Genomic DNA, 13,508 nt, shown 5'->3' on the forward strand with positions numbered 1-13,508 from the left:
GCGCCGTGGCGGGGCGGGCTTGCGTCAGCCCCGCCACGGCAGCCGGTCACGAGGTGTAGTTGTTGTTGTCGGTGAAGTCCTGGTCGATCGCCTTGGCCGCCTTGTCGAGCTCGGCCTGTGCGTCCCCGCCCTTGTAGATGTTGAGGAAGGCTTGCGAGAACTGCTGGCTGAACACCGGGTAGGCGGGAGTCACCGGACGGGGCGTGGCCACGCACGCCGTCGTGGGCGGGTTCGCTCCGCAGGTCTTGCTCAGCCCGTCGGCGAACAGCTGCAGCGGACCGCCCGGCTTGTAGAGCGGGTCGGTCGCGATGACCGTCTTGGTGCCGGGGGGCGCCGCGTTCGCGGTGGTCATGGCCGTGACGTTGCTGTCATTCAGCAGGTAGTCGAGGAAGAGGCCTGCCGCCTTGCCGTTCTTGCTGGAGCCGCCGATGCCCCACGCCCACGAGCCTTGACCGCTCTTGGTGCCGGCGCCGAAGTCGGGCAGGGGGAGGACGACGAGCTTCTGGCCGAGTGCCTTGTTGTACGGGTTGTACTGCCAGTGGCCGACCCAGCTCAGGGCGACGCGACCGTCGGTGAAGGCCTTGTCGTCGCTGTTCGGGTCGACGAACTTGCGCCAGCCGGCGAACTGCTGGACGGCCTTGACGACTGGCGCGCTGTTGAGGTTGCCCTCGGCCTTGTTGTCCTTGATGGCCAGAGCGCCGGCAGAGTTGACGATCGGCAGGAAGCCGTAGGTCGGCCACTCCCCGCCGTAGTTCTCCTTGACGTCGAGGACCTTCTGGTCCGGATCCTTCGCCGCCAGCTTCTCGAGGGCGGTCTGGAACTGGTCGGCGGTCCATGCGTCGCCGAGGCCCTTGGGGTAGGTGACGCCGGCGGCGTCGAGCAGCGCCTTGTTGCCGTAGACGCCCAGGCCCGAGTCGTACATGGACACCCCGTACAGCTTCTTGTCCAGCTGGTAGGTGTTCTGTGTCTTGACCGAGTCGGTCTGGTTGCCGATGGTCTGCGCCGAGACGAGTCCCTCGACCGGGGCCAGCTTCTTGTCGTAGGCGAAGCTCGCCATCAGGGGCCCGTCGTACTCCAGCACGTCGGGGAGCTGGTCCGGGCTGGTGGCGCTGACGGTCTTGGTGTAGTCGGCGGACGGGATGAGCTGGAGGGTCGCCTTGACGCCCTTCTGCGACGAGTTGAACCCGGCGACCGCCGCCTGCAAAGCGGCGACCTCGCCCTCTTCGCCCTGGTGGCCCCAGACCTTGATCTCGCCTGTGCCGCTGCCGGCGTCTGCGGTGGCTCCGCCGCTCGTGTCGCCACCCCCCGTGCCGCAGGCGGTGACCGTGAGGGCGACGGCAGACAAGATCACCGCGCCCGCCTTGAACCTCGTTGGTGTACGCATTGAATCCTCCTAGTTGTGAACTGTTTTAAGACGTGTGAAGCGGACTGGCTCGCCCTCGTGGGCGTGCGCAGAGTGGTGTTCCCCGGGTCCGGACGTGCGGGATCGCGCACGGTGCCGGACCGTGGGTTGGGTGCTTGGCTCGCCGCGTCGGGTGTGCGGCGAGAGCGAAGCGTTCAGTTGTGCCGTTGTGGTCGTCGTGACCTGACGGTCAGGGTTCGAGCAGCTCGTCACCTGGGGAGCTGCATCCGCAGGACCTGCGGATGACCAGCTCGGTGGGGACGAGGGTGTGGGCCGGCTCGGTGCCGGACAGGACGTTGTCGAGCGCGACCTGGGCCATCGCCCGCAGGGGCTGGCGAACCACGGTGAGCGGCGGCCAGGTATGGGCTGCCTCGCTGATGCCGTCGAAGCTGACGACGGCGATGTCCTCGGGGACCCGGAGGGAGCGGCTGTGGATCGCGTGCAGGACGCCCAGGGCCTGCAGGTCGGAGGTGACGAAGACCGCGGAGGCGGGGGAGGGCTGGTCGAGCAGCCTCTGGGCGGCCTCGTAGCCGCCGTCGGCGGTGAAGGTGGTGCGCACCACCGGCCCCGGTTCGAGACCCCGCATCCGGTGGGCATCGCGCCAGCCCGACTCGCGTTCCTCCGGCTCGGAGGCGCCCGTGTCGCCGGCAATGAGGGCGACCTGGGCGTGGTGGTGATCGTCCAGGAGGTGCCCCACCACCCGCCGGCTGCCGTCCACGGCGTCCGGGCCGATGGTGTGGAAACCGGGCACCGCGAAGGGGCAGTTGACGAAGAGGAGCGGGATGCCCGGGTCGCGCAGCCGGGCGACGTCGTGGCGGTTCATGCTGGTCATCGAGATGATGCCGTCGACGTTGCGTCCGGCGAGGGCCTCGATGAGACCTCGCTCGGTCTTGGCCGACCCCGCCGAGGTCGCGGTGAGCAGCGCGATGCCGGCCCGCGTGGCCGTCTCGTAGATCACGTCGTTGTACTCGCCGAAGAAGGGGTTGGCCGTGCCTGGATGCACGACGCCCAGGATCCCGGTGGAGCCCGTGCTCAGGGCTCGGGCTGTCGTGTTGGGCCGATATCCGAGGAAGGCGATCGCCTCCCGCACGCGGTCCGCGGTCTCCGGTGCGACAGGGCGCGGGCCGTTGTTGACGACGTAGCTGACGACCGCCGAGCTCACTCCGGCGTGCCGTCCGACGTCGGCCAGGGTGACGTTGCGTCCCCGGCTTGGCGTCCGTGCCATTCGACCACTCCTTGCATCGTCGATGATGTGTGAAGTGACTCTAAGCCCTTAGATGATGTCGTGTCTAGAGGTTGACATCGTGCTCACTGAACGGTCACCCTCAATATCTACACGCTTAGATCAAAGCAGAGAGTATGCCGTCTCGTCCCGGCGTCTCCCCGAGCCGCCGCGCTCCTCGATCCTCTCGAACAGAAAGCCTCACGCCTGTGTCCCCAGAGCTGTGCGACGTCCTTGCCCTGTCCGTCCTGACGCTGCGGGAGGGGACGCGGCTGTCCAGCTCGACCAGCCACGACGCTCGCGTCGTCGAGCTGCGCCTCGCGTCCGATGACGGACTCCCGGGGCTGCATGTCGAGGTAGACCTCGGTGATGCCGTCGGCTACTGGCACCCGGGTCATCGCACCAACCGACTCCTGCCACCGGACTGGTTGCCGGCATCGGTGACGAGCCTCGTGGAGTCGGCGCCGGTCGGCGCGCTCTACAACGCTGCCGGCCAGACCCTGCTCGGATGGGCGGCTGACGAGGCTGTCGCCGAGCTTCGGGTCGACTACGGCGTGTCCGAAGAGCGCAAGACGTTCGTCGTGGACATCAGGCCGGTGGCGCCCCTCGAGGGAGATCTGGTCGTCGTCGTCGACCGGAGGCGAGAGCCCGTCTCCGACTCCATCCCGTGGCTGGCGCGGTGGATGTCCAACCGGTGCATCGGACCGTCCTTGAGCCCTCCGCAGATTGCTCGGGAGCCGGTGTACTCGACGTGGTACACGTTCGCGCAGGACATCGACGCCGGGCTCGTCACCAGCGAGGCCGTTCTCGCGACAGAGCTCGGCTGCCGGTCGATCTTCATCGACGACGGCTGGCAGAGGTTCGCACAGGGGCGTGGCTATCAGGGCTGCGGCGACTGGCTGCCGGACGGCTCGAAGTTCCCCGACCTGGCGGGCACGGTCAAGACCATCCACGGCACCGGCGCCTCGGTCGCCCTCTGGGTGTCGCCCCTGCTCCTTGGGCAGCGGAGCACGATCTTTCCGCACCTCTACCCCTACGCGCCCCACTGGGAGGACGATCTCAGCTGTCACGTCCTTGACCCCCGGTACCCGCAGGTCCGTGATCACGTTGCCGACCTCTGCCTCCGCCTCGTGCGTGACTACAACGTCGACATCCTCAAGATCGACTTCCTGGACCAGGCCATGGCCTACCGGGACAGCCCCTGCGGCGGCGACATCGGCGGCGTCGGCGAAGCGATGTCGGCGATGCTCCGACACGTCCGCACCCGCCTTGCGGACGCCGGCCGGCCCGAGGTCGCCTTCGAGTTCCGGCAGCCGTACGTCAGCCCAGCCATTGCCCGCTTCGGGGAGATCCTGCGAGCCAACGACTGCCCGGGGGACAGCATCATCAACCGGACGGCGAGCATCGACGCGCGACTGCTTGCCGTCGGACAGGTCGTTCATGCCGACCCGATGATGTGGGGCCCCGCGGCCGGTGCCGGTGCAGTGGCCCAACAGCTCTACGCAGGGTGGTTCGCCGTCCCGCAGATCTCGATGCGCCTCTCGGAGCTCTCGGGAACCCAGGCTCACGCCTTGCGCGCCCTTCTCTCGTTGTGGCGCGACCACAGCGAGGTGACGCTGCGCGGCGAGATTCGGGTGTCGGGCCCGGAGCGCGGCTACGACCTCGTCACGGCGGTGCGGCGAGATCTGCACCGGAGCGTGATGCTCGCCTACGCCCCCGTGACGATCGATCTCGACGTGGCGTGCACGAGCGAGGTCACCGTCGTCAACGCCACCCCGTTCCACGGCCTCGTCCTGCGCACCACGAGAGTGCTGGCCGGGGGTGTCGTCTCGTCGGTGCTCGGCGAGACGGTCACTGCCCTACCGCCGACCTCCTCGTCGCTGCTCGAGGTGGCTGTCCCCCCGTTCGGCACCGCGACCTTGCTCCTGAGCGAACCTCACGGCAGCTGACCGCTTCCTCCGGGGCCGGCGGCGCCAGAGGAGTCGGTCCAGGTGGTCGTGCGGTGGGCCTACGCCGAGTGGGTCCCCGCGGGGTGGTTCGCCACGCCGGCGAGCCAGGTGCCGAGGGCGTCGACGGTTGCGTCGGTGAGGCTGTGGCCGACGGGGTCGCGCCGGGAGGTGACCGTCGCGCCCGACTCGTCGTGCAGATAGGTCCACGTTCGGTCGAGGAGCTCGCGCGGGATGACGACATCCTGTTCGCCCTGGGAGACGAAGACCGGCTTGTCGTCGAGACGGCCGGTGCTCACGGGCACACCTGCATCGAACGGCAGCGTCCCGAGGAGGATCGCGGCCCCCGCATACCGCTGCGGGTCGGAGAGGAGGAGGCCGCCAGCGAAGGCGGCGCCTCCGCTGAACCCGATGAGAACGACGGGCCGACCCGATGGCGCGACGCCCCCGAGCCACTGGCGGAACCACGTCATGGTCTCGGCCAGCGACTCGGCCACGGGGCGGCCGATCCCGCGGTTGGCGAACCACGCGTAGCCTCCGCCTTCGCGGATGGGGGCGCGCAGGGCGGCATACGTCGGCCCCACCGGGAGGTGTGGCGCGAGGGCGATGATCGACGACTCGTCGGAGCCTCGGCCGTGCAGGAGCACCACGAGCGGAGCGGTCGGGTCCCCGGAGCCGGCGGTCACGGCGACGGGGGTGTCGAAGGCGGTCGTTGACATGGTGTGCTCCTTGGAAGTGACTCGGCAGAGGGGTCGGTGGGGGTCGCTGGTGCAGCTCAGGCGACGACGCCGAAGCCGCCCGTCCACGAGATCTTCTCGCCGGCGGCAAGGCTGATCTGGAGGAAGCCGAGGGCCTCGAGCTCGCGGGCGCGGGCCAGCGAGCCGGCGTCGATGACCTTGAGGCCACCGGCCGCGATGGCGTCGGCGAGCTGTGACTTCGCGTCGGCGTCGTCTCCGGCGATGAGGACGGTCGTGGGGTTCGGTCCGACGAGCCCCGACACCAGGGTTGCGGCGAAGGTGGTGTTGAAGGCCTTGAGGACCTTGGACTGGGGCAGGGACCGCGCGATCTCCGCCGTGGCCGATCCGTCGGCGGGGACGACGAGCGAGTCGAACGTCTCGAAGTTCACCGGGTTGGTGATGTCGACGACGGTCTTGCCCGCGAGGCTCTCGCCGCGCTCGACGACGATGGCGGCGACCGCGCTGTAGGGAACGGCGAGGACGACGATGTCGCCGGTGACCGGGGTCGACCCGTCGGCCTGGCCGAGCAGCTGGACCGAGTGACTGCCCTTGCCGAACACGCCCGCGATGGCCTGACCCATGGTGCCGGTTCCGATGATGCTGATGTGTGCCATGGTGCTCTCCTCATGTGTGGTTGATGCTTCAACCAATATCGCAATGATTACTTGATGTGTCAAGTAATCCTCTAGAGTGGCTGGATGACATCGCAGCGGACCTCGACGGCACCTGGCAGCGACGTGCGGTGGCTCGACGCTGACGAGCTCGTCGCCTGGAAGCGACTCGTGGCTGTGGTCGAGCTGATCCCGAGCGTTCTCGACGCCCAGCTGCGGCGCGACTCGGGCCTCACGCACTTCGAGTACCTCGTCCTTGCCATGCTGTCCGAGGTGCCCGACCGCACCCTTCGCATGACCGCCCTGGCCCATCGCACGAACGCGACGCTCACCCGCCTCTCCCACGTCGTCAGGCGTCTCGAGGAACGCGGGCTCGTCCTGCGCTTCCCGTGCCCCGAGGACGGTCGAGCGACCAACGCCCGCCTCACCGACGAGGGGGGCTGTGTCCTCACCGAGGCGGCCCCGGGGCACGTGACCACGGTTCGCGAGAGCATCTTCGACGCGTTGACGCCCGAGCAGGTCTCCGAGCTGTCCGAGATCGCCGATGCGATCTTGCGGCGGATCTGACCTCCTCCACCCGGCCGGCGGCGGGAGCGAGACCACGGACGAGCAGCGCGCTCTTCCAAGGGTGTTCGTGAGACTCCCCCAGGTTTCACGCCGTCTCCCTCAGGGTCGGGTCACGGCGGCAGGAGGTGCACGGCCGTCGCCGGCGGGTCGGAGAAGCTGAGCGCCAGCTGTTCGATGGCCTGGTCGCGGGCGGTCAGCCGTCCCTCGTGCTGACGCAGGTGCTCCTCCCAGGTCGAGACCCAGAACTGCTCGACGAACCTGTCCCGGTGCTCCGCGTCGCGGTAGAGCTCCCACCGGGTCGCGCCGCTGCGTAGCCGCGATCGGCGCATCTCGCCCATCGCATCCAGCCATTGCGGCTCCCGTTCGGGGGCGACGGTGTAGGTCACCGCGATCTGCACCGGTCCCACCGACGGGTCGGGTGTCAGGGCGACCCGGGCCTCACCCCAGTACGCGAGCGGGTCGAGGGCGTCTGCGGACGCGTCGGGGACCCGCCAGATCAGCCCGGTGCCGGCGGCGGCCGCTGCCAGCACCGCCGTGACGACGAACGTGGCGAACAGGTCGACCTGGTTGGCCACGAGCCCCCAGAGCACGGCGCCGAGGGCCTGGCAGCCGGTGAAGACCATCGTCCAGATCGCCATGCCCCGGGCCATGACCCACCCGGGCAGGAACAGCTGCAGCTCCCCGACCAGGGTGGAGATCGTCGTCGTCCAGGCCAGGCCCGCGGCCACCAGGATCAACAGGGCCGCGGCGAAGCCCTGCACCACGACCAGCGCCAGCAGGGTCGTCGCCATCAGCAGACCGGCGGCGGTGAGAGTCGCGTTGGTCGACAGCACCCGACGCACCCTGCCGAGCACGAGCGCGCCGGCGATCGCTCCGAGCCCCAGCGCCGCGAACATCACTCCGTACCCGCCGGCTCCGACGCCCAGCAGGCGCGTGGCGACCAGCGGCAGCAACGCCCACAACGCCGACGCCGGCAGCAGGAACACCGCCAGCCGCAGCAGCACGCGTCTGACGTCGGTGTCGTGCCACGCGTAACGCCCACCTGCGCGCAGCGCCGGCCAGAACCGTTCCCGGGCGCTGGTGGCTCTGGACGGGCGGCGATGCCAGAACAGCAGGGCGATACCCAGCGGGATGACCGACAGCGCGTTCAACGCGAAGACGGCCGCCACCCCGAACTGCGCGATGACCAGACCCGCCAGGGCGGGACCGGCCGCCCGGGAGACGTTCACCCCGACCATCTCCAACCGTGCCGCCGACCGGATCTGGTGGCGCGGCACGAGCTCGGGCGTGCTGGCCTGCCAGGCCGGCAGCTGCACCGCGGCCCCCACCCCGAGCAGCAACGTGAACACGAGAAGGAGCGATGGTGGCATGTGCCCGGCCAGGGTCAGCACGAGCAGAGACGCGCCGGCGAGGAGGAAGTAGACCTGCACCGCGAAGAGCAGCCAGCGCTTGTCGAAGGAGTCCGCCAGCACCCCCGCCGGCACAGACAGCACCATCACTGGCAGCGTGTTCGCCACCTGCACCAGCGCCACCACCGCCGCGGCGTTCGGTGAGTCGACGAGCAGCCACTGAGCACCCAGCGTCTGCATCCAGGTGCCCATCCCGGAGATCAGCACTCCGACCCACAACCACGCAAACATCCTCTGCCGCAACGGTGCCCATGGGGAGGACTCCAGGCTCGCCCTGACCCCGGAAGCTGCGGCAGCCGTCCGGATCCCCTCCTCCCCGGGGGCAGGGGAGCGATCATCCCGCCGAGGGGGACCCGGCAGACCCTCACCTCGCGGGGTGCTCATGCCTCCACGCTATGAGTCGACGAAGCGGACTGGGAGGTGCTGTCAGTACCCCCTTCGGATCGGCTCGTCGACAGTCGGGCGAGGGGGGTAACGCCAGTCCCTCCCACAGGGCAGGTCGCGCGCCTACGGTCGAAGGCATGACGCCACTGCAGCTGAACAACCACGTCGAGATGCCCGCCATCGGGCTCGGGGTCTTCCAGACACCGCCCGACGAGACCCGCGACGCCGTCGAGGCGGCCCTGGCGACCGGGTACCGCCACATCGACACGGCCGCCGCATACGGCAACGAGCGGGAGGTCGGCGACGCCGTCCGCAGCTCCGGCGTCGCCCGTGACGACGTCTTCCTCGAGACGAAGATCTGGATCAGCGACTACGGCTACGACCAGACTCTGCACGGCTTCGACAAGAGCGCCGCCAAGCTCGGTGTCGAGCAGATCGACCTCCTCATCCTGCACCAGGCCCTTCCCTCCGACTTCGACAGCACCCTCGAGGCCTACCGAGCCCTCGAATCGCTGCTCGAGGCCGGCAAGGTCCGCGCCATCGGTGTCAGCAACTTCATGGTGGACCACCTGACCGCCCTGCTGGAGACCGCGAAGGTTGTGCCTGCTGTCAACCAGATCGAGGTCCACCCGTACTTCCAGCAGAAGCGGGTCCAGGAGTTCGGCGCGGCGCACGGGATCCTCACCCAGGCGTGGTCGCCGATCGGTGGGATCACCTTCTACCGCGACGGGCGCCATGCCAGCACCCTGCAGGACCCCGTCATCGGCGGCATCGCCGCCACGCACGGTAGGAGCCCGGCGCAGGTGATGCTGCGCTGGCACCTGCAGCGCGGCCGCTCCGTCATCCCCAAGTCGACCAAGGCACACCGCATCGCCGAGAACTTCGACGTCTTCGACTTCGACCTGAGCGATGCCGAGCTGACCGCCATCGACGCTCTGGACACCGGCCAGCGAGGCGGCCCCGAGCCAGCCGACATCACGCTCGAAGCCTTCGGGCGCCCCATCCCCGAGGCCTGACCGGTGGAACGCCAGTCAGGACTCTGCTGACTGGCCACCCGCTAGTTCTCAGGGCGGAACGGCGTCGTCGCCACGGTGACTCTGCCTCCTGAGCTGCTCATGATCGTCACGGTCAGGGGATCCGTCGGCTCATATGCGAAGACGGTGCCGCCGTAGCGTTGGCCGCCGCCGTTCTGGACCTCCCCGATGAGGGTGCCGTCCTGCCGGTAGGCGAGCAGGCGCGCCTGGCGGTCAGAGCTGTCTGCGCTGATCAGGAGCTGGCCCCCGCTGCTCGCGGTCGCGTTGGTCCAGCACTTGTCGACCCTGATGTGGTCGACGCCGCCGCGGCGCCCGGCATCGGCCCGGGCAGGGGAAACGGCAGTGGGCGCCGCAGTCGCTCCGGCATCGGGCACGGCCGTGATCCGCGCCCGGCCCGGTGTCACCGACATCGACGTGGTCGCGGCGGCGACCTGCGAGACGAGCGCACTCGACGCCTGCTGTGGTTGGGCACGATCGCCCCCGCAGGCACACAGAAGCCCGCCGGCGAGGGCGGCGGTGGCCGCGCAGAGCAGTCGCTGCAGTCGGTGACCCGACATCGGAGACCTCCCGACTCGCTTGCCGCGGTGTCACGGTGTCACGGGATGCCGTGGCGGCTGTCGAGGCCGGGGGGAACGGCCTCGACAGCCACCGGGGGGCGAAGTCCTACTGCCGGATCTTGTCGAGCCTCGACGGTGGGCTCGTGCCGATCACGGTTCCGGAGGCGTTGACCGCCTTCACCGTCAGGGGCGTCTGCGCACACGGGGTGGCATACGTTCCACCGAGGTTGCAGGCCGGCGGGGGTGCGCCGACTGCGGTGACGGTGAAGGAGCCCGGTGCGACCAGCGAGACCGTGAGGTTCGCTGCACCGAGAGTGGCCGGGTCGAACATCGTGCCCTTCTCCGTGAGGTACGGCAGGAGCACCATCGAGCTGACCGTCGTGTCAGTCGAGGTCGCCGTCACGATCAGCCGTTGCTTCGACGTCCGGTACTCGACGGGGGTCAGGGTGATGTTGGTCGGCACCGCCGCCGTGACGGTGACCGTGAGGGTCGTGTCAGGCGAGGTTCCGTTGGCGTTCGTCGCCTTGACGGTGAAGCTGTAGGTGCCCGCCACGGTGGGCGTGAACTTCAGCTGGGACGTCCCGCTGGCGGTGGCCGCAGCAGGTGTCTGCGAGAGGGCCGGGTTCGCCGGGCCGGCCGTCTGGGTCCAGGCCCAGGTCGGCGCCGGCAGCGAGCTGCTGGAAGCCGTCACCGTCACCAGGTTGCCGGCCGTGACGGTCTGGTTCTGGATCGGGTCGATAGTCGGCGGGGGTGCCGGCTGGACGGTGATCGTGGTGGAGTCGGACGCCACCCCGCACGCGTTCGAGACGGTGAAGGTCAGGTGGTAGGTGCCTGCCGCGAGCCCTGTCGCCTTGAACGTCGGCGTGGTCGTGCTGGCGCCGGTGAGGGCGCTGCCCAGGTCCGTGCCTCCGACCGTGGTCCCCGCAGTCCACTGGAGCGTGAGCGGTGTCGACGCCCCTGCCGTCACGCTGCCGGACAGCGGGATGCTGGCGCCGTTCGCGACCGAGTAGGGCGCACCGTTGATCGTCGGCGTCGCGCAGACGACGGCGGGAGCCGCCACGCTGCTGGGCCACGGGTCGAGAACGCCGACCTTGACGCCCGTGAGCGAGGTGTAGCCGCCGTAGGCGAGGAACGGGATCGAGTTGAAGTTGTCCTCCGGGACCGCAGTGCCGGGGACGTTCTCCGGGAAGATGTACTCGCCGATCGGGGCGTGGTACTGCCCGTAGTAGATGCCGTTGGCTGCCGTCTTGGCACCGGGCGTGCCAGGGACCTGGCTCGCGGGGTTCTCGTTGATCGTGCCGGGAAGGAACTCCGACAGCCCGTCGACGACGGCCCGGACCTCACGCGTGGGCGGGATGAACTGGCCGGCAGGAGGCGGGGTGCAGGCCTTCTGCGTCGGGACTGTCGCGGTGCACGGCGGCCGGAAGCGCCAGCGGCCTCGCACTGCGCCACCAGGGGGGCCGGGGTCGGGCATGATCGTGCCCCACTCGCGGTCGCTCGTGGCGCCGGTGACCGGGTTGATGTCCACGCCGTAGAGGCGGATCATCCGCGACTCGTCCGTGGACATGCCCTCGAACCTCGTGCGCACCGCGGCCTCGCCGGCGCCGAAGATCGTGAGGCCTCCGGTGCCGATCAGCGACACGTCGACCGACACGTATGCCGGGTCGACCCCGGGCTGCGTGTAGATGCCCAGGCTGGCCACGATCGTGTGGGCCGAGATGTACTGCCCACCGTTGGCTCCACCGTCCTGGATGAGGTTGCCGGCGAAGTTGACGTAGTCACCGATCTCGAACGGGGCCTGCTTGCGTGGGTCGGCGCAGGTGCCGCGTGCGCACGTGTTCGCGTCCACGTCGGCCGGGGAGTCCATGCGGAACATCGTGTACGCCGCACCCAGCACCGGCAGGGCCGGCTGCGGGGTGATGCCCGACGTGTCCGTGCCGTCGTAGACCGGCCGGTTGGACTGCGGGCACTCGGGGTCGTCGTTGGTCGAGGTCGGAGCGGTGCGCGGGATGCACATCGGGAAGCCGGTCTCGGCGAGGATGGTCGGGTTGTCCTGGTCGACCTGGAAGCGGTCGTCAGGTGACATGGCTCGCCCGAAGCGGCCGGAAGTCGTCGACCCGGAGATCGCGGGGTCGTTGATCCGCACCCGCGTGCCGGTGCCGGAGGCGCCCGGTGTGCCACCGACCTCCATCTCCCCGGTGCTGTAGTCGATGTAGTTGACGTAGCCGGCGCCGGAGTTGAGGTCCTGCTGGGCGATGTGGATCAGCCCGGCGATGTAGCGGTCGCTGCCCGCCTTGACGACGCGGTTGCCGACGACGTGGACCTCGTAGGTCGTGAGCGGCTTGGGGCTGTCACCGAGCGCCATTCCGGTCTGGGTCGGCCCGTAGGGCGCGGGTGCGTGGGTGAAGAGCTCCTGCCAGGTGAGTGCGCTGGCCGGGAGGATGACGACCGTCTCCTTGGGGACGACGACTGTGTGGCCGTCGAGGGTCAAGGTGCCGCCGGAGTGTGGGTCGCCCGCGGTGTCGAGCGTCGCCGTCTGGAGGAAGCCGGTGATGTCGAACTGGGTGCTCGAGGCCACCACCGGGTTGACCACCGGCGCGATCGACGGGGCAACCGCCCCGTTCGCGGCACCGACTGCCACCGGCGCCAGCCCCCCGGCCAGTGCGATCGCGGCCAAGGCCGAGAAGAGACGGCGCCGCTGTCGCGCGCCACCTCCCACTCGCAGGCCGCTGGTGGAGCGCGCGATGCGCGCAGCTCCGGGTTGACTAGACATTGTCGTCCTCCGTCCGTTTCCTGCCGTGTTGACGCGCGTTGACGTGCGTTGATGTGCGCTGGACGGGCCTGTACGAGCGACTGCCCCCGTCGCGGCACGACGTGCGGCGTGATCGCCGCAAGATCCCCCCTCAAGGATGTGAACTCCATGGTGGCTTCGGCGGCAGCGGCGAGCATGCGCCACGGTGGGGGGCTCCACTCCCCGAGAATTGGGGGACGCGGCCCACCTGAACCCGGCGGCATCCGCCCAGTTTTGGGGGAGCGCTCACCCCGATCGTGGCGGGCTCTTGTCACACCGGGCACTGCAATGATCAAGTGGCGGTGGAGAATCCGCGTTCGCGCTGCACGGTCCGCGCGCCGACACGGCATCCGCGACGTCCTCGAGACCAGGACTTCGCACCAGGGCCGCGAAGGCGGCCTCGCCCTGAGACAGGTGGTGAATGCGTGGTGCGGGTACTCATCGTCGACGACGTGCTCATCCTGAGGATCGGGCTCGCGTCGCTCCTCAGTCTGGAGCCGGATCTCGAGATCTGCGGTTCGGCGGGCAGCGGTGAGCAGGGCATCGAGGTCGCGAGGGAGACGTGCCCCGACGTGGTCCTCATGGACATCCGGATGCCCGGCATGGACGGGGTCGAGGCGACGCGCCAGATCCGGCACGACCTTCCGGCGACCCAGGTCGTCGTCCTGACGGGCGAGCCCTCCCTCCAGGGAAGGCAGGCTGCCCTCGAGGCGGGGGCGGCGGCATACGTCGTCAAGGACGCCGCCCCGGCGACGGTGCTCGAGGCGGTGCGCAGCGCCTGGAGCGCTCGCCCGCCGGGGTATGCCGTCTGACCGGGTCAGCGCTCGTCCGCCGGGGTATGCCGTCCG

The 13,508-nt window shown here is 69.6% G+C and carries 11 protein-coding genes; 4 read left to right on the forward strand and 7 right to left on the reverse strand.

Annotation, left to right across the window (positions count from 1 at the left end; translation table 11 throughout):
* Positions 1-46 precede the first annotated feature (46 nt).
* Positions 47-1,384 carry a type 2 periplasmic-binding domain-containing protein gene (locus FHX52_RS21240; RefSeq protein WP_141824345.1) on the reverse strand — a complete coding sequence of 446 codons (1,338 nt, stop codon included), beginning with the start codon at positions 1,382-1,384 and terminating at the stop codon, positions 47-49.
* Positions 1,385-1,592: 208 nt separating this feature from the next.
* The gene (locus FHX52_RS21245) at positions 1,593-2,627 is read right to left on the reverse strand and encodes a LacI family DNA-binding transcriptional regulator (protein ID WP_141824346.1); all 1,035 of its coding nucleotides are present in this window, start codon (positions 2,625-2,627) and stop codon (positions 1,593-1,595) included.
* Positions 2,628-2,833: 206 nt separating this feature from the next.
* Here FHX52_RS21245 and FHX52_RS21250 point away from each other — a divergent pair, with 206 nt between their 5' ends.
* Complete coding sequence (locus FHX52_RS21250) at positions 2,834-4,573, forward strand: glycoside hydrolase family 36 protein (RefSeq protein WP_141824347.1); 1,740 nt, start codon at positions 2,834-2,836, stop codon at positions 4,571-4,573.
* Positions 4,574-4,632: 59 nt separating this feature from the next.
* Here FHX52_RS21250 and FHX52_RS21255 read toward each other — a convergent pair whose 3' ends face one another.
* Both FHX52_RS21255 and FHX52_RS21260 read right to left on the reverse strand, forming a co-directional pair.
* A complete protein-coding gene (locus tag FHX52_RS21255) occupies positions 4,633-5,289 on the reverse strand; it encodes an alpha/beta hydrolase (protein ID WP_141824348.1) in 657 nt (218 codons plus the stop codon).
* Positions 5,290-5,345: 56 nt separating this feature from the next.
* Positions 5,346-5,921 carry an NADPH-dependent F420 reductase gene (locus FHX52_RS21260; protein ID WP_141824349.1) on the reverse strand — a complete coding sequence of 192 codons (576 nt, stop codon included), beginning with the start codon at positions 5,919-5,921 and terminating at the stop codon, positions 5,346-5,348.
* 84 nt (positions 5,922-6,005) lie between these two features.
* Between FHX52_RS21260 and FHX52_RS21265 the strand changes: the two genes are divergently transcribed.
* Positions 6,006-6,485 (forward strand): MarR family winged helix-turn-helix transcriptional regulator, encoded by a 480-nt coding sequence (locus tag FHX52_RS21265; protein WP_141824350.1) that lies wholly within the window; start codon positions 6,006-6,008, stop codon positions 6,483-6,485.
* A gap of 110 nt (positions 6,486-6,595) precedes the next feature.
* On the opposite strand, the gene FHX52_RS21270 is transcribed toward FHX52_RS21265, so the two are convergent.
* Entirely contained in the window at positions 6,596-8,278 is a 1,683-nt protein-coding gene (locus FHX52_RS21270; RefSeq protein ID WP_141824351.1) for an MFS transporter, read from the reverse strand.
* A 137-nt stretch (positions 8,279-8,415) separates the two neighbouring features.
* Between FHX52_RS21270 and FHX52_RS21275 the strand changes: the two genes are divergently transcribed.
* Positions 8,416-9,294: an aldo/keto reductase gene (locus FHX52_RS21275; RefSeq protein ID WP_141824352.1), complete on the forward strand. Its 879-nt coding sequence runs from the start codon at positions 8,416-8,418 to the stop codon at positions 9,292-9,294.
* A 41-nt stretch (positions 9,295-9,335) separates the two neighbouring features.
* On the opposite strand, the gene FHX52_RS21280 is transcribed toward FHX52_RS21275, so the two are convergent.
* The gene (locus FHX52_RS21280; RefSeq protein ID WP_141824353.1) at positions 9,336-9,869 is read right to left on the reverse strand and encodes a hypothetical protein; all 534 of its coding nucleotides are present in this window, start codon (positions 9,867-9,869) and stop codon (positions 9,336-9,338) included.
* 106 nt (positions 9,870-9,975) lie between these two features.
* Positions 9,976-12,642 (reverse strand): PKD domain-containing protein, encoded by a 2,667-nt coding sequence (locus FHX52_RS21285; protein WP_141824354.1) that lies wholly within the window; start codon positions 12,640-12,642, stop codon positions 9,976-9,978.
* Between the two features lie 443 nt (positions 12,643-13,085).
* Here FHX52_RS21285 and FHX52_RS21290 point away from each other — a divergent pair, with 443 nt between their 5' ends.
* Entirely contained in the window at positions 13,086-13,472 is a 387-nt protein-coding gene (locus tag FHX52_RS21290) for a response regulator (protein ID WP_185747414.1), read from the forward strand.
* Positions 13,473-13,508 lie beyond the last annotated feature (36 nt).

It is taken from the genome of Humibacillus xanthopallidus, assembly GCF_006717145.1.
Classification (GTDB): Bacteria; Actinomycetota; Actinomycetes; order Actinomycetales; family Dermatophilaceae; genus Humibacillus; species Humibacillus xanthopallidus.